Here is a 15276-nt window from a genome sequence, read left to right as displayed (position 1 = left end):
CTCCGTGTGACGGGCGGACACACCTCAGACCGACCAGTACGGGCCGAGACGGGTGCCGTCGAGCAGGTAGGCGTCGGCGTCCGGCGATGCGGCCGGCAGGAACGGCGAGAGGAACTCCTGCTCGTCGACGTTGACCCACGTCCCGCCGACGAGGTCGTTGAACGCGGGGAAGACCACAATGTCGCCGTCGATTGCGGGGCCGTCCTCGCTGTCCATTCGGTCGTCGAACGGGTCGGCGGAGAGCGGGCCCCGCAACCAGACGCGCTCGATCCGACTGCCGCCGACCTCGTCGGCCAGCCTGACGGTCGGATGTTCGTGACCGACCGCCAGCACGTCGGCCTCGAGGACCCCCTCGCTCGGCCACGAGTGCCCGTGCACGAAGCCGACCGAGCCAATGACCACGCCGTCGCCGTTCGCGACCTCGAAATCGAGGACGTCCCCCAGGCGGCCGTCGTGGTTGCCGGGGACGAGCGTGACGTCGATGTCTCTGAGGTCGTGTTCGAGGTCCATGAGTTCCTCGAGTTCTGCGCCACTCGGCTCACCGATGTGGTTCCCGAGATCACCGAGAAACACGACCCGGTCAGCGTCGGTCCGGTCGACGAGCGACCGCACTCGTTCGCGTCGCTGGGGCCCACGGCTCTGTATCTCGACGCCGTCGCGGCGGAGTTGTTCCTCGACGCCCGCGTGGTAGTCCGCCACCACGAGTGCCGTCTCGTCGCCGAGGTCGGCGGTCGCCGCCGGTGCGTCGCGGATCGGGTCGACCAGCGCCATCAGATGGGCGTGATACGGTCATCGGACGGTTCGTAGCACCGACCGCCCATCAGCGCGTCCTGGATGGCGTCCTCGACGGCGTCCGTTCCGACGCCATGCTCCTCGACGACCTGCTTCACCAGTTCGTCGCGGGGAGCGCCGTCGCCGTCGTCCAGTTCGCCCATCGTCTCGACCACCACGTCTTCGAGGTCGATATCTTCGGCTTCGTCGGTCTTCGCTTCCGCCGCCGCTGGCTTGGCGTCAGATTCGTCGCCGGCCGTATCGTCGGGTTCCGACTCGGAGTCCGGTTCGGTCGCTGTGGAGGATGACTCTGGCTCCGTCTGGGTCACCGGCTCCGCCTCCGATGTATCAACTGGCTCCTCGGGTTCGGGCGTCTCGATGCCCGCTTCCCCGGCGGAGTCTACCTCGTTACCGGTAGCGAAATCCACCCCGAACTCCGATTTGACCTCCTCGCGTTCCTCCTCGGAGAGTTCGTACATCTCGTCCGGGTCTTCGAGGGACCCGACCTCCTCCTCGGCTTCTGGCTCGGTCGTCTCGGCGGCGTCCTCGTCTGATGCAGCTTCGGAACGGTGCGCTTCGGTTTCACCGACATCTGCCGAGGCCTCTTCGACCGGTTCGTCGGTCGAGGACTCCTGCTTTGGGGCCTCGGCTTCAACCGCTGCGGCCTCGGTTTCCTCCGTTTCGGCCTCGGCTTCCGTATCCGTTTGAGACTGGGTGTCCATCGTGGCGACTGCTTCAGTCTCAGCTGCCGTCTCGTCCGCCGTTGCTTCCGACGTGTCGGCCGATTCGTCGTCTTCGACGGCGTATTCGGGCGCCTGGAGGGAGTACTCGAATCCGAGGTCGACGTCGGCTCCCTCGTCTGGAGCGAGCGTCGGCGCCTCGACTTCGTCGAGTTCGTTCGCCACGACGCGGGCGGCGTCGAGTGCGACGCGGTGGATCTCGGCGAGGTAGCCGGTCGTCGTCCCGTACTGGTCTATCGCCTTCGGGATGCCGGCGGCGAGTCCTGGCTGGATGCCGCGGCGTTCGAGCGCCTCGGCCAGGGCGTCGCCACGCTCGGCCATGTCGAGCGCCCCGGCGAACGTCTCGATCCGGTCGATGGTCTGCTCGGCGGTCTGGACGACCCAGCGGTCGCGGGTCTCCGCCGTGACCCTGTTGGCGCTCTCCGGGCGGATGGAGGTGTAGACGATGTCCGAGTCGTCCGGCTGGAAGGTCCGTGCCTTGCCCGTCACGGCGACGAACTCCGGCGGGTCCGTGCGCTCGAAGAACGCCAGTGCCTCGGGCTGGTACTGGCCCGCGTAGACGACGAACGCGCCGGTCGGGTCTACGATCCTGGCTCTAAGGACGTCGTCGCTAACCTGCTCTAGCTCCGTCAGGACGCCGACGGCGAACACTCGGTTGACCCGTGCACCGGTTGGGGTGACGACGTAGTTCGGGGCACGCTCCTCGTCGCTCTCGGCGTAGGTGAAGTCGCTGTCCTCGAACTCCGCCGCGAAGAGGCGGTAGGCGACCTCTCGCTGGGGCCGTTCGCCGCTCATGGCTGTGCCTCCTCGAGCAGGGCGTTCGCCCGTTCGGCCGGGTCGTCCTGGGACCGTTCGAACTCGGTCGCTTCGAGGTTCGACCCGAAGTCGTCGACGCTCAGGTGCCCGCGCACCCGGTACTCGTACCCGACGAGTTCGTCGGCGATGGTGTCGGCGACGACCGACTGGTCCATCGCGTCGCGGGCCTGTTCGCGTGCGTCATCGACGTCGCCGCCGTAGACGACCTCGGTCAGTTCGTCGTCGAGGATGACGGTCACCGTCCCCGTTCCGTCGTCCAGGATGGCCTTCACGCGGAGGTCGTCCTCGCCTTCGACGGCGCCGTGCTGGCGACACTGTCCCTTCTGGACGACGCGGCCGCACTCGGGACATCGCTGGATGAGCCCCGAGCCGTCCCGAATCTCGATGATGTTCCCGGCGAGTGCGACGTCGTAGACGCCGCCACTGTCGACCGCATCCCGGATGGGCAGTTCGGTCGGGCCACCGGGTTCGACGCCGTCGTCGAGGACGCTCACCTCGGTGAACTCGGAGACGTTCACGGAGGGAACGCCCCTGAACTCCCGCACGTAGACGTTCTCGAGCCGGAGCGAAGCCCCGTCGGTGATGGCGTCGTGGGGGTCCCAGTCGGTGAACGGCAGTCTGGCCGTTTCGTCGCCGAGGACGCCCGAGAGGATGTCCGTCTTCCCGTCCCGGCCGTCGATCGTCCGCGATTCGACGTCGAGCACCTGCACCTCCACGTTGCGGCCGCGGTCGCCCGGCTCGAGGTCACGAAGCAGCGTGTCGCCACCGACCTCGTGGGGGATCGAGAGCGTCTCGTCGGCGACGCTCACGGAGGTGTGCTCCCCGATGTTCAACTCCGGTTTCCCCTCCCACTCGCGGACGGAGGCGTTACCGATAGTGACCGTATCGCCCGGTTCGACGTCGAAGTCGTCCCAGGCGGTGTAGGATATCCGCCCGCTCTCGTCGGCGACGGCACCCTCGCGGATGACGTGATCGTCGCCCTGGTACTGGATGCGTCTGGTGCCGACGGTGAGCACTGTCACGGTAACGGTCGCCGAGCCGCTCTCGGTCGTGATATCGTGGATGGCCGTCGCCGAGGGAGCACTCCCGTCGCCGTCTCCACCACCGTATTTTCGTCGGAGACTCTGCTTCGCTTCGTCGATGGGCACGCTGTAGGCGAGCAGGTTCTCCAGGTCCTCTTTGACCTCCGTTTTGTCGACGCCGAGGTCGGAGGCGAGATCCTCGGCATGAGATTCGATTTCCATCGTCGTTCCCTTCGCAGACCGGCGGTAAAAGGTTCGTGGGCTGGGTCGCGGTCGTGTGGCGGTCGAAACGAGTATGGTCGCGTCATCTGAACTGTTCGTATGCACGTCGTCGTCAACGCCGCCGTGAGCGTGGACGGAAAACTCGCCTCTCGGGAGCGCGAGCAACTTCGTATCAGCGGTCCCGAGGACTTCGCGCGCGTCGACCGCCTGCGCGCCTCGGCCGACGCGGTGATGGTCGGTGTCGGAACGGTCCTGGCCGACGACCCGTCGTTGACCCTGGACGACGAGTCGCTCGTGGCCCGTCGAAGGGATGCCGGGCAATCACCCCACCCCGCGCGAATCGTCGCCGACTCGCACGCCCGAACCCCGCCGGATGCCACCATCCTCGACGACGACGCCGAAACCTTCGTCCTCGTGACCGAGGCGACGCCCACCGATCACCTGCGCTCGCTCGAGGAGGGCGGCGCAACCGTCATCGTCGCGGGGACCGATCGTGTCGATCTCTCCGCGGCCTGTAACGAACTGGCGGCAGCGGGCGTTGAGACGATCATGGCCGAGGGCGGCGGCGAACTCATCTTCTCGCTCTTCGAGGACGACCTTGTCGACGAACTGACGGTCTACGTCGGGTCGATGCTCGTCGGGGGCCGTGATGCGCCGACGCTGGCCGACGGCGAGGGATTCGTCGCGGAGTTCCCCGACCTCGACCTCCAGTCGGTCGAACGACTGGACGACGGCGTGGTCCTGGAATACGACGTCGCCGACGCTGGCGAGAGTCGATAGACGGAAGACTGGGTGCGTCGGTATCAGTGGGAGTGGCCGGTGGCCTCGCCGTAGGTCATCCCGAAGCGCTCCTCGAAGACGTCCATCGCGTCCGACTCGATCGCTTCGAGTTCCTCGTCATCGTCGCCGTGCCCGTGGTGGACGATGGCGTGGGCACGCTCCGCGAAGGCCATGACGACCATGTCGCCGACGATCTCGGCGTCGGTCTCGTCTGCTTCCTCGCGGAAGAGGTCCACGAGGTCTGCTGGGAGTTCGATCTCGTCCGATTCGCCGTCGACGTCGAGGGATACCGTCAGTCGGTCAGTTGCCATGGTACCGGGTTCGTCCGACCGGACAAGAAACCACTGTTTTCCGGACTCAGTCGTCCGCTGTGGCACGCGTCTCGCCGGAAACGTCACCGAGGTCGGCCGTCTCGAGCCAGTCGTCCGCGTCGATGGCGGCCTGACTCCCCATCCCGGCCGCCGTGACCGCCTGCTGGTAGTGGAAATCGACCACGTCGCCCGCGCCGAAGATACCCTCGACGTCTGTCCGTGTCTGGCCGCCACCGCGCCCGCCTTTCGTGAGGAGATACCCCTCGTCGTCGAGTTCGACGCCGGTCCCTTCGAGGAAGTCGGTATTGGGCGTGTGGCCGATGGCCAGGAAGACCGCGCCGACGTCCATGTCGAAGTGCTCGACCTCGTCGGCGGTCTCGGGGTCCTCGAGTTTGTCGGTCGGGTGGCTATCGTGGTGGCGGACCAGACTCACGTGGTCCACGCCGTCCGCCTGGGAGCCGTGGATCTCGACCGCCTCGGTGTTCTTCAGCAGTTCGATGTCGCCGGCCTCGACCTGCTCCATGACCCGGTCGATCCAGTAGTCCTCGGCCCGGAAGTTCTCGCGGCGATGGGCGATGTACACCGTGTCCGCGAACTTCGTGAGGAACGTCGCCTCCTCCATCGCGGCGTCACCGCCGCCGACGACGAGCATGTCTTCGTCCCGGAAGAACGCCCCGTCGCAGGTCGCACACGTCGAGACGCCGTACCCCATTAGGGTCTCTTCACCCGGGATGCCGAGGGTGCGGGCGCTTGCACCACTGGCGACGATGACTGCGTCGGCGGTGTAGACGTCACCGTTCGAGAGTGTGATCTCGAACGGACGCGAGCTGTCGTCGATGGTCTCGACGATGCCGTGTTCGACCTGGGTCCCGAACTTCTGGGCCTGTGTTTTCATCCGATTGATCAGGTCGGAGCCGTTGATGCCGTCCGGGAAGCCCGGGTAGTTGTCGACCTCGGTCGTCAGCGTCAACTGTCCACCTGGCTCGTCTCCCTGGAAGAGCAGCGGTTCGTTGTTGGACCGACCGGCGTAGATGCCCGCGGTGAGTGCGGCGATGCCGGAGCCGACGATGAGGAGGCGTCGGTGCTCGACCTCGGCACCGCCGTCCGGTACCGCTCGCGACGAATCCGTGTGTTCCATGCCATCTAGTTGCTCAGAGACCCGTAATTAGCTTGTCCCCCAGGGCGGTCTCGCCGGGTCCAGTCGCCGGACACGAACGCTTAGGGGCGACCGGGTGCTGGGTGTGGCTATGCCCGCCGACCTCGAGGAGAAGACCGACCGCTACGAGCGACTGCTCACCGAAGCCCTCGACGCCGCCGAAGTGACCGCCCCACCGGAGACGCCGCTCGGCGAGGCGGCCACCGAATACGAGGAGATGGCGCGCTCGTATCTGGCGGACGGGCGGCACTTCCGGGAAGACGACGATCTCGTCAACGCACTGGCTGCGTTCTCCTACGGCCACGCGTGGCTCGACGCCGGTGCGCGTATCGGACTCTTTTCGGTACCGACTGCGGGACACCTGTTCACCGTCTGAAATCGGGCCGAAATCGTCAGTTGGAATCACTTCCACGGCGGTCATCATCTTTATATCTCGGACCCCGAAATCGTAGCATCGACGCCGTGATGGGGATGGAAGAAACTACGAACTGTGTCGTCTGTGGCCGTGACGGCGGCTACCACCGGGCAGTCGTCGATGTCGTCGACGAGCGTGTCGTCGGCGCCCTCTGTCGGGAGTGCGAGCGCGAGGAGTTCGGCCGCACCCTCGAACGAGGCTTCTTCGAGGCCCGCGAGGGCTGTATCCTCTGTGACCGCGACGGTCACGTCGCCATCCCCATCTGGCGACCCGTCGCCCGCACCACGGACGACGGTGCGGTGCTCAACGAGGTCACGTTCGCCATCGACGAGGCGACTGTCAGGTTGTGCGATGAGCACCTGGCCGCCATCGCGGAGGAGTTCCCCGCAACCCGCCCCCGACCGGTTCCGTCGCGGTAGTCGGGGCCGATCGCGGTAGTCGGGACGGTCTCTGTCGGGTCGCCACCGGGTTTGATGGCTTTCGCCACGTAGTGTTATGTATGTTTCAAGATAGGGTCACCGCTGGGCACCAGCTGGCGGAGCTGATGGAGGCAGACGCACTACCCCTGGACCTGGTTCTCGGCGTTCCCCGCGGTGGATTACCGGCAGCCAGAGCCGTCGCCGACGCCTTCGATGTCCCGCTCGATGTCATCGCGGCGAAGAAACTCGGTGCACCGCGCAACCCCGAACTCGCCATCGGCGCGGCGGCGTCGGACGGGACTGTCTGGCTGAACGACGAACTGATCGACCGACTGGGCGTGGCCGACTCGTATGTCGACGAGGAGCGCAAACGGGCGATGTCGGTGGCTGCAGAGAAGGAGGCGACGTATCGTGAGGGACGCGAGCCCCCGGCCATCGAGGGGAAACGGGTCGCCATCGTCGACGACGGCATCGCGACGGGAGCGACGATGAAGGCGAGCATCCGTGCCGTTCGGAACCAGGGGGCAAGTGGGGTCGTGGTCGGCGTCCCCGTCGGACCGCCAGAGACCGTCCGCGACCTCCGAGACGAGGCTGACGCGGTCGTGGTTGTGGAGCAGCCGCGGAGTTTCGGCGCCATCGGCGCCCACTACCGCGATTTCACCCAGGTATCCGACGAGGAAGCCATCGGGTACCTCCGGACGTGAATATTCCTCCCCGGCCCGGTTCCGTGGTCCGCGCCGAGCGGACGGGAACGTGCCTTTTATAACTTCCTCGCTGGTAGAGAGTTGTACGACTATGCCGAGTTCCAACGGACCCCTCAACAGCACACGCAAGAAGCTCTCTAACCGACCGCGAGAGCGTGGGACGTCCCCGCCACAGCGGTCCGTCGAGACCTTCGAGGCCGGCCAGAAGGTACACCTCCACATCGATCCGAGCGTTCCCGATGGTCGCTTCCATCCGCGATTCAACGGCCAGACGGGCGAGATCATCGAACAGCAGGGTCGGGCGTACAAGATCGCCATCACGGACCGCGGCAAGGACAAGACCCTCTTCGCCATCCCCGCTCACCTGCAGGCTCAGCAGGACTGACCCATGACGATCTTCAAGGAGACGGTCGACGAGGAGTTCGTGACGGTCTCGGAGGCCAAAGAGCTGCTCGCCGACGTCGAGAGCGAACGGGCACTCGACGAGGAACGGGAGCTTCGGTACGAACTGGCTCGGGCCATCGAGCACTCTCAGCGCTTTGCCGTCCTCGACCCCGAGGAGTCGGTCGACCTCGTCGAGGAACTCGCCGCGCTGGAGACGGTCGACACCAAGGTCGCGTTCAAGATCGCCGACCTCCTCCCGCAATCGCGGACGGAACTCCGCGCCGTCTTCGCCCAGGAACGCTACGCCCTCTCTGGCGACGAACTCGACGAGATTCTCGACATCGTCGCCAAATACGCCTGACCGCGCCGGCCAACTGGGGCATCTATTAAGTGGCCGCTCGGCGTACGCACAGCCATGAGCGACAGTGACGGGTCTGACGCAGACGACCGCGAGTACGCGGTCGTCCTCGACGTCCTCGCCCACGGGCGAAGTGACGCCGACGAGCCGCAGTATCGCCGATCGCCGGTCGCCTACGCAGTCGGCGAAGATACGTTCGCACTCTTCGAAATGACGTTGACCGACGACGCGGACATCTCGATCGGTGACCGCGTCGCCATCCGACCCGCCTTCGAGGAAGGGATCGACCGTGGGCGGCAGATCGACTACGATGGGCTGACCGACGGCGCCCGGTCCGAACTCGAGTACGTCGTCGAGGAGATCGTGGAGGACAACGAGCGACGCTTCGTCGACTTCTTCAACGAGGCCCAGCCCGTTTCCCTCCGACTGCATCAACTCAACATCCTGCCGGGTATCGGGGACAAACTACGCGATACGATCCTCGAACGGCGCAAACGCCAGCCCTTCGAGACCTTCGAACAACTGGACGAGCAGGTGGACGGACTCCACGACCCGATGGGGACCATCAGCGACCGCATCCTCGAGGAGATCCGCGAGGGTGAGGACCTCAAGTACCGTCTCTTCGTTCGCTCGTAAGCGGTATCAGGCCTCGCCCGCTACGAACGGCTAATGTCTCGCCGTCGCGACCCCGACGATCTGATCGCCCGGGCGGGCCGTGGCGATCCGCGTCGGGATCAGCACTTCCTCGTCGACGACCGCGTCCTCGATCGCATTCCGACGTACGCCGACGACTTCGACACCTCGCACGTCCTCGAGATCGGTCCGGGGACGGGTGCGCTGACCGACCGCTTGCTCGCGGTCGCCGACCAGGTGACGGTCGTCGAGCGCGACGCCGACTTCGCCACCTTCGTACGGTCCGAGTTCGCCACGGCGGTCGACGAGGGCCGGTTGACGGTCGTCCAGGGAGACGCGCTGTCGGTCGATTTCCCCGAGTATACGACCTGCATCTCCAATCTTCCGTACGGCGTTTCCACGGAGGTCACCTTCCGCCTGCTACCGACGCGCAACCCCGCGGTGTTGATGTTCCAGAAGGAGGTCGGCGAACGGATGGCCGCCGACCCCGGGACCGCGGAGTACGGCCGACTCTCCGTGGCAGCCCAGCACTACGCGACCGTCGAGGTCGTCGAGCCAGTGCCGCCGGCGGCCTTCGACCCACAGCCGGCGGTCGATTCGGTCGTCGTCCGGTTGACGCCCCGAGATCCCGAATATCGCGTCCCCGACGAGGATGCGTTCCTTCTGCTGGTGAAGGCGATGTTCACCCAGCGCCGCAAGACGGTGCGAAACGCCATCCGCAACACCGCCCATATCTCCGGTCTCAGCGACCCCGACGCCGTCGTCGAGGCGCTCGACGAGTCGCTGCTTTCTCGCCGACCCGACGCGCTCGAACCGGCCGCGTTCGCCAGGATCGCCACGGTCGCTGGCGATATCGGATGACGGACCTCGCCGACCGGCGCGGCATCGAGACCGACTACTACGAACCGGCCGAGGATTCGATGCTGCTGGCGGACGTCGTCGTCGCGGACGTCGACGCGAGCGACCTGGTCCTCGACGTCGGAACTGGGTCCGGGTACGTCGGCGCCCGGATTCGAGACGAGGCGGGGTCGCGGGTCGTCGGGTCGGACCTGAACCCCCACGCCTGTCGCCGTGCCGTAGCGGCCGGTATCGAGGCCGTCCGCGCGGATCTCGTGTCCCCGTTCGCCGACGGGGTCTTCGATGTGGTCACCTTCAACCCTCCGTACCTCCCCGCAGACGACGACGCGGCCCGCGACGACTGGGTGGAGGTGGCGCTGACCGGTGGCGAATCGGGCCGCGCCGTCATCGACCCGTTCCTGGACGCCGTCGGTCGGGTGCTCGCGCCCGATGGGCGCGTCTACCTCCTCGTGAGCACCCTCACCGGCATCGAGGCCGTCGTTAAACGGGCTGGACAGCGTGGGTTCTCGTCGGTGCTTCTCGACGAGACGTCGTTCCCGTTCGAGACACTGGTCGTCCTGAAACTCGTGGCGTGAGGGTGGGATTACTTATGCTCATTATCTGGGAAAGAAAATATTAAAGAGCGTGATTGCCCTACCTCTTCTCACATGCAATTACTCGCGACGACGCCGGGGCTCTATCCGCTTCCGGACGACGCGAAGGAGACTCTCTCCGACTTGAAGGGTCACCAGCGAGGCGACATGATCAGCGGTGACGAAGACGACGACATCGTCGCCGTCTACGAGGACGTTCGCACCGAACTGATCGACACCCAGGCGGCGGCCGGACTCGACCTCGTGGTCGAGGGCCAGGCGCGCTGGGACGACATGCTCGCCCACCCGCTCGTCGTCCACGAGAACGTGGAGACCGGCGGTATCGTGCGCTACTTCGACAACAACAACTTCTATCGCGATCCGATCGTCCGCGGCGAGTTGACTCCGGACGGGGACATGGCCGCCGAACTCGAGGCCGCTTCTGCGCTGACCGACGACTTGCAGGCGGTCGCGCCCGGCCCGTACACCCTCGCCGAGTTGGCGACCGACGAGTACTACGAGGACGACGCGGTCTTCCTCGACGCGGTGACCGACTTCCTCGCCGCCGAGGTAGAGGCCTTCCCGGCGGCCGTCGAGTCGCTGTTCCTCCTCGAACCGTCGCTCGTCACGAACCCGCCCGGTGAGGGCGAGGACGAACGGGTCAGCCAGGCGATCGACGCCGTCGCGGACGCCATCGACGTCCCGGTCGTCGTCCAGACCTACTGGGGCGCCCTCGAGGAGACTGTCCACGCCCACCTGCTCGACGCCGACGTCGACGCCATCGGCTACGACCTCGTCTCGGACCACGAGGCGAGCATCGACCTCGTCGCCGAGTACGGGACCAAAGACGACATCGCTCTCGGCGTCATCGACGGGCAGAATACGCTCGTCGAGGAGCCCGAAACCATCGTCGAACGGGTCGAGTGGGTCGACCAGCAGACGCCGCCAGCCCAGGATTTCGACACCGTGTACGTCACCAGCAATACCGAACTGTTCTACCTCCCCGTGAACCGCTTCGAAGACAAACTCGGCGCACTCGCCGCAGCCGCCGACCTGGGGGTGAACGAATGACGGACACCCGCAGTCAGTTCCGACCGGCTGATCACCCGAACGACCACTTCCTGCTGACGACCGTCGTCGGGAGTTACCCGAAACCCAAGTGGCACGACCGCGCCCGCCAACTCTTCGAGGACGCCGACGCGGATTTCGACGAGGACGCCTGGGCGGAGGCCAAAGACGACGCCGCCCGCCTCATCACCGAAGAACACGAGCGCTCGGGCCTCGACGTCGTCGTGGACGGCGAGATGCGCCGCAACGAGATGGTCGAGTACTTCGCCCACCGCATCTGTGGGTACGAGTTCAACGGGCCGGTGAAGGTCTGGGGGCACAACTACTTCGATAAGCCATCGGTCGTCGACGAGGTAGAGTACGACGAGACCTGGCTGGTCGACGAGTTCGAGTTCACCGACGACGTGGCTGGCCGCCCCGTCAAGGTGCCCATTACCGGTCCGTACACGCTGGCCTCCTGGAGTTTCAACGAGGTCTACGAGGACGACGCCGAACTGGCGAACGAACTCGCAGACCTGGTCAACCTCGAGATCGAGAAACTCGTCGAGGCGGGGGCGACGTACATCCAGATCGACGAACCGGCGCTCGCGACCACGCCCGACGACCACGCCATCGTCGGTGAGACCCTGGAACGCATCGCCGACGGCATTCCGGACGACGTCCGCCTCGGCCTACACGTCTGCTACGGCGACTACTCGCGTATCTACCCCGAGATGCTCGACTTCCCGGTCGACGAACTCGACCTCGAACTGGCCAACGGTGACTTCGAACAGGTCGAGGTCTTTACCGAACCCGAGTTCACGAAAGACCTCGCGATGGGCGTCGTCGACGTCCACGACGCGACCGTCGAGTCGGTCGAAGAGATCAAAGAGAACATCACTCGTGGGTTCGAGATCGTCCCGCCGGAACAGCTAACGGTCAGCCCGGACTGTGGGCTCAAACTCCTACCTCGGGAAGTCGCCTACCAGAAGATGGCAAACATGGTCCAGGCCGCCCGGGAGATCGAAGCCGAACTCGACGCGGGCGAAATCGACGTCCCCGCCGCCGAGTAACCGGCCGATTGACAGCCGAGTAACCGGCGCCTTTTTCGCCGTCCTCCACGGCGTTCCCGTATGAGTGACTGGCGGGAGTGGACATATCGGGTATTCGTCGGTCGCGACGTGCTCGCGGCGTATCTCGGGGTGCTCGCAGTGGTCTGGATCGCGCTGGTCGCCGACCATCGGCTTCTCCAGATCCCCGGCCACATCTTGCTCGTGGGTTTCGACGTCATCCAGACCGCCCTTACACCGCCTTTCGCCCGGCCTCTGTTCGACGTCTATCGGGCCGGCTACCTCTACGGCCTGGCCGTGGTGGTCGCCGCAATCTACCGGGCCTCGCGGTGAGAACCGACCACCACCTTTATCAAATTACCAACCATTTTATCCCCATGCACCCCCGAACAGTCGAACGGATCGACGTCATCTCCCTGGCGAAGGTTGTCGGCGGCATCGGGTTCCTGTGGGGCCTTATCATCACCCTCGCCTGGATCGCGACGGGCATCCTCGGGGGACCGTTCCCCGGGCTACCGGAATTGCTGTCGTCCACCGTCGGGAGCCTCCTCGGAGGCGTCATCGTGGGCGGGGTGACGGCGATACTCTACAACGCAGCGGCGAGTCTCATCGGTGGAGTCGAACTCGAACTCTCCGATTCCGCACCGTGATATCCTTCGCGTTTCCGTCCCACCACGACGCCCCGTCAGTCCAGCATCTCGTAGATCGTCTCGGCGTCGAAATCGGCGATGGGGAACTCGGCGTGTTTGACCGGTTCGATGACGAACTTCGAACTCGTCTTCTGGATGCCATCGATAGCCTCGAAGTCCTCGACCAGTCGTTTGACCATCTCGCGGTCGTGAAGGTGTGAGATGACTACGAAGTCGGTCTCCCCCATCGTGAAGTAGACCTGGTTGACGCCTTCGACGGCCGCGAGTTTCTCGCCGATACTCGTGTGATAGCCCTCCTCGAATTCGGCGAACACCTCAGAGATCACGGTGACCGAGAGGCCGACCTTCTCCAGGTCGAGTTCGAAGAGGTCGTTTTTCAGTACCCCCATCTCGCGGAGCTGTTGGATCCGATAATGGACCGTCGACTTCGGAATCCCCGTCTCGTCGCTGATCTCCTTCGAGCTCGTCGCCTTCCGCGTTCCAATCGCGGCCAAAATGTCCAGGTCTTTTTGGTCGACGTCTAACTCTTCTTCCATCTTGATAGGTGATATTCCAGGAGTGAGTGATAAACTTTCGCCGTCCGAGTGGGGGGGGGGGAGGGGCGATACTCGCCGTGTCCCGCTTTGCAGGCCCGTGTTCGGACGGGTCGTATCGCGCATCGTATGGCCAGATGGTCTATGCTGGCAACGGGGGTCGGGTACTATCCGAACCGATCGGACAAAAATGTATGTTGACGAAATACGATTCTTCTATGGGATTATCAACAAGATTTATAACCATTGTTGCACCTCTTTCGAATAGAGAACGGATGCCAGCACACTCTCCATCCATCCACGAGCTGCATTTCGACGACGCTCCGAGCGTCGACGACGCACCGGGCCGTCGATCACGCCAACTCGTCGACCGGCAAAAGGAGATCGACAGCAACGCGGTCGCCTATCCGCGTCGGATTCCCATCGGTATCGACGAAGCGAAGGGCGCCACGCTGCGAGACGTGGACGGGAACACGTATCTGGACTTCTTCGCTGGAATCGGCGTGTTGAACGTCGGTCATTCGAATCCGTACGTCCTCTCCGCCGTCCACGAACAGATCGACAAGGTCGTGCATACGATCGATTTCCCGACCGAGGCTCGCATCGAACTCATCGAGAAACTCGATGCGATCGCGCCCGGGAATCTGAGCGGCAATAGCAAGGTCATCTTCGGCGGTCCCTCCGGGAGTGACGCCATCGAGGGCTCGATCAAACTGGCCAAACAGCACACCGGTGGGTCCGGGCTCATCGGGTTCCGCGGTGCCTATCACGGGACGACCGCCGGCGCAGGAAGTTTGACTGCCGGGAAGAAGTACAAACGCGATTACGCGCCACTCCTGGCGGACGTCGTGCACGCGCCCTATCCACGGACGGATACGGAGGTCCAGTTCGCCCTCGACGAGGTCCAGTCGATACTGGAGGACCCGTATGGCGGACTCAGTAATCCGGCCGGTATCTGGGTCGAACCGATCCAGGGCGAGGGCGGCGTCGTCGTCCCACCCGCGGATTTCTTGCCGGGCTTGCGCGACCTCGCGGACGACAACGACGTCCCGCTGATCGTCGACGAGATCCAGTCGGGGCTGGGCCGGACCGGCGAGTGGTGGGGCAGCGACCACTTCGACGTCACGCCGGACGCGATAACCATGGCGAAGGGGATCGGCGGTGCCGGCTTGCCGATCGGAGCGATGCTCTACGACGAATCGCTCGACACCTGGGGACCGGGTGGCCACGTCGGCACCTTCCGGGGACACGTACCCGCGATGGTCGGCGGCCTCCGAGCCATCGAGTACATCGAAGAGCACGACCTGCTCCAACACGCGACGGAACTGGGCGAATACATTCGGTCACGACTTCGCGAGATCGCAGAAGACGAGTCGTCGATCGTAGACGTCAGGGGCAAGGGACTGTTCATCGGGATGGAACTTCGTGACGACGACGGACAGCCGATGAAAGAGACCGTCCAGACGATCCAGACGCGGGCGTTCGAGCGCGGTATCCTCGTCTGGACGGCGGGCAAGTACAGCAGCACGCTCCGTCTCCTTCCGCCGATGGTCATGACCCACGAGCAGGCGGCCACGGGTCTGGATATCCTGACCGAGGCCGTTCACGACGTCCTGTAACGGCCCGGTTCGAGCCGTATCGGTCTCGTCGATCCGGTTCGAGCCGTATCGGTCTCGTCGATCCGGTTCCGTCGTTCCAGTCGGCGTCTTCGAAAGACCGTTCGTCGATGGATTCCGTTGAGTACTCCTCGATACCGTCGGTGGGCCCGACGAGGTTCGTCGTGCTCCGAGCCTTCTCGATGCTGTCGGTGGTCTT

At 65.0% G+C, this 15276-nt stretch carries 19 protein-coding genes and 1 pseudogene; 14 read left to right on the top strand and 6 right to left on the bottom strand.

Annotated features, from left to right (window positions below; all coding sequences use genetic code 11):
- Positions 1 to 24 precede the first annotated feature (24 nt).
- Genes HSRCO_RS10105 through HSRCO_RS10095 form a run of 3 tightly spaced genes read right to left on the bottom strand, consistent with a single transcriptional unit; the run spans position 25 to position 3571 of the window.
- Positions 25 to 771 (bottom strand): metallophosphoesterase, encoded by a 747-nt coding sequence (locus HSRCO_RS10105; RefSeq protein ID WP_259517522.1) that lies wholly within the window; start codon positions 769 to 771, stop codon positions 25 to 27.
- Positions 771 to 2306 carry an RPA family protein gene (locus HSRCO_RS10100; RefSeq protein WP_259517521.1) on the bottom strand — a complete coding sequence of 512 codons (1536 nt, stop codon included), beginning with the start codon at positions 2304 to 2306 and terminating at the stop codon, positions 771 to 773. Before HSRCO_RS10100 ends, HSRCO_RS10105 begins: the two co-directional genes overlap by 1 nt.
- Positions 2303 to 3571: a Single-stranded DNA binding protein gene (locus tag HSRCO_RS10095; protein WP_259517520.1), complete on the bottom strand. Its 1269-nt coding sequence runs from the start codon at positions 3569 to 3571 to the stop codon at positions 2303 to 2305. Before HSRCO_RS10095 ends, HSRCO_RS10100 begins: the two co-directional genes overlap by 4 nt.
- Positions 3572 to 3670: 99 nt before the next feature.
- On the opposite strand from HSRCO_RS10095, the gene HSRCO_RS10090 reads away from it, so the two are divergent.
- Positions 3671 to 4351: a 2,5-diamino-6-(ribosylamino)-4(3H)-pyrimidinone 5'-phosphate reductase gene (locus HSRCO_RS10090; protein WP_259517519.1), complete on the top strand. Its 681-nt coding sequence runs from the start codon at positions 3671 to 3673 to the stop codon at positions 4349 to 4351.
- 23 nt (positions 4352 to 4374) lie between these two features.
- On the opposite strand, the gene HSRCO_RS10085 is transcribed toward HSRCO_RS10090, so the two are convergent.
- A complete protein-coding gene (locus HSRCO_RS10085; RefSeq protein WP_259517518.1) occupies positions 4375 to 4662 on the bottom strand; it encodes a hypothetical protein in 288 nt (95 codons plus the stop codon).
- Positions 4663 to 4708: 46 nt separating this feature from the next.
- Positions 4709 to 5767: pseudogene (locus tag HSRCO_RS10080) on the bottom strand (NAD(P)/FAD-dependent oxidoreductase); the annotation flags it as partial.
- A 142-nt stretch (positions 5768 to 5909) separates the two neighbouring features.
- Here HSRCO_RS10080 and HSRCO_RS10075 point away from each other — a divergent pair.
- From HSRCO_RS10075 to HSRCO_RS10020, 12 genes are all read left to right on the top strand, one after another.
- The gene (locus HSRCO_RS10075; RefSeq protein ID WP_259517516.1) at positions 5910 to 6194 is read left to right on the top strand and encodes a DUF357 domain-containing protein; all 285 of its coding nucleotides are present in this window, start codon (positions 5910 to 5912) and stop codon (positions 6192 to 6194) included.
- Positions 6195 to 6289: 95 nt separating this feature from the next.
- On the top strand, positions 6290 to 6652 hold the full coding sequence (locus HSRCO_RS10070) for a hypothetical protein (RefSeq protein ID WP_259517515.1): 363 nt from the start codon (positions 6290 to 6292) through the stop codon (positions 6650 to 6652).
- 80 nt (positions 6653 to 6732) lie between these two features.
- Positions 6733 to 7356, top strand: coding sequence for a phosphoribosyltransferase (locus HSRCO_RS10065; RefSeq protein WP_259517514.1), 624 nt, complete (start codon positions 6733 to 6735; stop codon positions 7354 to 7356).
- 91 nt (positions 7357 to 7447) lie between these two features.
- Positions 7448 to 7741 carry a 50S ribosomal protein L21e gene (locus HSRCO_RS10060; RefSeq protein WP_259517513.1) on the top strand — a complete coding sequence of 98 codons (294 nt, stop codon included), beginning with the start codon at positions 7448 to 7450 and terminating at the stop codon, positions 7739 to 7741.
- A gap of 3 nt (positions 7742 to 7744) precedes the next feature.
- Positions 7745 to 8101 carry an RNA polymerase Rpb4 family protein gene (locus HSRCO_RS10055; protein ID WP_259517512.1) on the top strand — a complete coding sequence of 119 codons (357 nt, stop codon included), beginning with the start codon at positions 7745 to 7747 and terminating at the stop codon, positions 8099 to 8101.
- Positions 8102 to 8155: 54 nt separating this feature from the next.
- Positions 8156 to 8734, top strand: coding sequence for a DUF655 domain-containing protein (locus tag HSRCO_RS10050; protein WP_259517511.1), 579 nt, complete (start codon positions 8156 to 8158; stop codon positions 8732 to 8734).
- Between the two features lie 33 nt (positions 8735 to 8767).
- Positions 8768 to 9592, top strand: coding sequence for a 16S ribosomal RNA methyltransferase A (locus tag HSRCO_RS10045; RefSeq protein WP_259517510.1), 825 nt, complete (start codon positions 8768 to 8770; stop codon positions 9590 to 9592).
- On the top strand, positions 9589 to 10164 hold the full coding sequence (locus tag HSRCO_RS10040) for a HemK2/MTQ2 family protein methyltransferase (protein WP_259517509.1): 576 nt from the start codon (positions 9589 to 9591) through the stop codon (positions 10162 to 10164). The genes HSRCO_RS10045 and HSRCO_RS10040 overlap by 4 nt, the downstream gene beginning before the upstream one ends.
- Before the next feature lie 72 nt (positions 10165 to 10236).
- Positions 10237 to 11232 carry a 5-methyltetrahydropteroyltriglutamate--homocysteine methyltransferase gene (locus HSRCO_RS10035; protein ID WP_259517508.1) on the top strand — a complete coding sequence of 332 codons (996 nt, stop codon included), beginning with the start codon at positions 10237 to 10239 and terminating at the stop codon, positions 11230 to 11232.
- Positions 11229 to 12281 carry a methionine synthase gene (locus HSRCO_RS10030; RefSeq protein ID WP_259517507.1) on the top strand — a complete coding sequence of 351 codons (1053 nt, stop codon included), beginning with the start codon at positions 11229 to 11231 and terminating at the stop codon, positions 12279 to 12281. Before HSRCO_RS10035 ends, HSRCO_RS10030 begins: the two co-directional genes overlap by 4 nt.
- Positions 12282 to 12341: 60 nt before the next feature.
- A complete protein-coding gene (locus tag HSRCO_RS10025; protein WP_259517506.1) occupies positions 12342 to 12611 on the top strand; it encodes a hypothetical protein in 270 nt (89 codons plus the stop codon).
- Between the two features lie 44 nt (positions 12612 to 12655).
- Positions 12656 to 12928: a hypothetical protein gene (locus tag HSRCO_RS10020; protein WP_259517505.1), complete on the top strand. Its 273-nt coding sequence runs from the start codon at positions 12656 to 12658 to the stop codon at positions 12926 to 12928.
- A gap of 35 nt (positions 12929 to 12963) precedes the next feature.
- Here HSRCO_RS10020 and HSRCO_RS10015 read toward each other — a convergent pair whose 3' ends face one another.
- Positions 12964 to 13464, bottom strand: a complete 501-nt coding sequence (locus tag HSRCO_RS10015) for an Lrp/AsnC family transcriptional regulator (protein ID WP_259517504.1) — start codon at positions 13462 to 13464, stop codon at positions 12964 to 12966.
- A 272-nt stretch (positions 13465 to 13736) separates the two neighbouring features.
- On the opposite strand from HSRCO_RS10015, the gene HSRCO_RS10010 reads away from it, so the two are divergent.
- Positions 13737 to 15080 (top strand): aspartate aminotransferase family protein, encoded by a 1344-nt coding sequence (locus HSRCO_RS10010; RefSeq protein ID WP_259517503.1) that lies wholly within the window; start codon positions 13737 to 13739, stop codon positions 15078 to 15080.
- Positions 15081 to 15276 lie beyond the last annotated feature (196 nt).

The sequence above is a fragment of the Halanaeroarchaeum sp. HSR-CO genome (assembly GCF_024972755.1).
Classification (GTDB): Archaea; Halobacteriota; Halobacteria; order Halobacteriales; family Halobacteriaceae; genus Halanaeroarchaeum.
Note: the sequence above shows the minus strand (reverse complement) of the source record. Positions and strands in the feature narration are given on the sequence as shown.

What these genes read in the sequence shown, in the direction of transcription:
- HSRCO_RS10060 (WP_259517513.1), top strand. Translation starts at nt 7,448, where the DNA reads ATGCCGAGTTCCAACGGACCCCTCAACAGCACACGCAAGAAGCTCTCT.
- HSRCO_RS10090 (WP_259517519.1), top strand. Translation starts at nt 3,671, where the DNA reads ATGCACGTCGTCGTCAACGCCGCCGTGAGCGTGGACGGAAAACTCGCC.
- HSRCO_RS10010 (WP_259517503.1), top strand. Translation starts at nt 13,737, where the DNA reads ATGCCAGCACACTCTCCATCCATCCACGAGCTGCATTTCGACGACGCT.
- HSRCO_RS10070 (WP_259517515.1), top strand. Translation starts at nt 6,290, where the DNA reads ATGGAAGAAACTACGAACTGTGTCGTCTGTGGCCGTGACGGCGGCTAC.
- HSRCO_RS10095 (WP_259517520.1), bottom strand. Translation starts at nt 3,571, where the DNA reads ATGGAAATCGAATCTCATGCCGAGGATCTCGCCTCCGACCTCGGCGTC.
- HSRCO_RS10100 (WP_259517521.1), bottom strand. Translation starts at nt 2,306, where the DNA reads ATGAGCGGCGAACGGCCCCAGCGAGAGGTCGCCTACCGCCTCTTCGCG.
- HSRCO_RS10030 (WP_259517507.1), top strand. Translation starts at nt 11,229, where the DNA reads ATGACGGACACCCGCAGTCAGTTCCGACCGGCTGATCACCCGAACGAC.
- HSRCO_RS10065 (WP_259517514.1), top strand. Translation starts at nt 6,733, where the DNA reads ATGTTTCAAGATAGGGTCACCGCTGGGCACCAGCTGGCGGAGCTGATG.
- HSRCO_RS10075 (WP_259517516.1), top strand. Translation starts at nt 5,910, where the DNA reads ATGCCCGCCGACCTCGAGGAGAAGACCGACCGCTACGAGCGACTGCTC.
- HSRCO_RS10015 (WP_259517504.1), bottom strand. Translation starts at nt 13,464, where the DNA reads ATGGAAGAAGAGTTAGACGTCGACCAAAAAGACCTGGACATTTTGGCC.
- HSRCO_RS10045 (WP_259517510.1), top strand. Translation starts at nt 8,768, where the DNA reads ATGTCTCGCCGTCGCGACCCCGACGATCTGATCGCCCGGGCGGGCCGT.
- HSRCO_RS10055 (WP_259517512.1), top strand. Translation starts at nt 7,745, where the DNA reads ATGACGATCTTCAAGGAGACGGTCGACGAGGAGTTCGTGACGGTCTCG.
- HSRCO_RS10025 (WP_259517506.1), top strand. Translation starts at nt 12,342, where the DNA reads ATGAGTGACTGGCGGGAGTGGACATATCGGGTATTCGTCGGTCGCGAC.
- HSRCO_RS10050 (WP_259517511.1), top strand. Translation starts at nt 8,156, where the DNA reads ATGAGCGACAGTGACGGGTCTGACGCAGACGACCGCGAGTACGCGGTC.
- HSRCO_RS10035 (WP_259517508.1), top strand. Translation starts at nt 10,237, where the DNA reads ATGCAATTACTCGCGACGACGCCGGGGCTCTATCCGCTTCCGGACGAC.
- HSRCO_RS10085 (WP_259517518.1), bottom strand. Translation starts at nt 4,662, where the DNA reads ATGGCAACTGACCGACTGACGGTATCCCTCGACGTCGACGGCGAATCG.
- HSRCO_RS10020 (WP_259517505.1), top strand. Translation starts at nt 12,656, where the DNA reads ATGCACCCCCGAACAGTCGAACGGATCGACGTCATCTCCCTGGCGAAG.
- HSRCO_RS10105 (WP_259517522.1), bottom strand. Translation starts at nt 771, where the DNA reads ATGGCGCTGGTCGACCCGATCCGCGACGCACCGGCGGCGACCGCCGAC.
- HSRCO_RS10040 (WP_259517509.1), top strand. Translation starts at nt 9,589, where the DNA reads ATGACGGACCTCGCCGACCGGCGCGGCATCGAGACCGACTACTACGAA.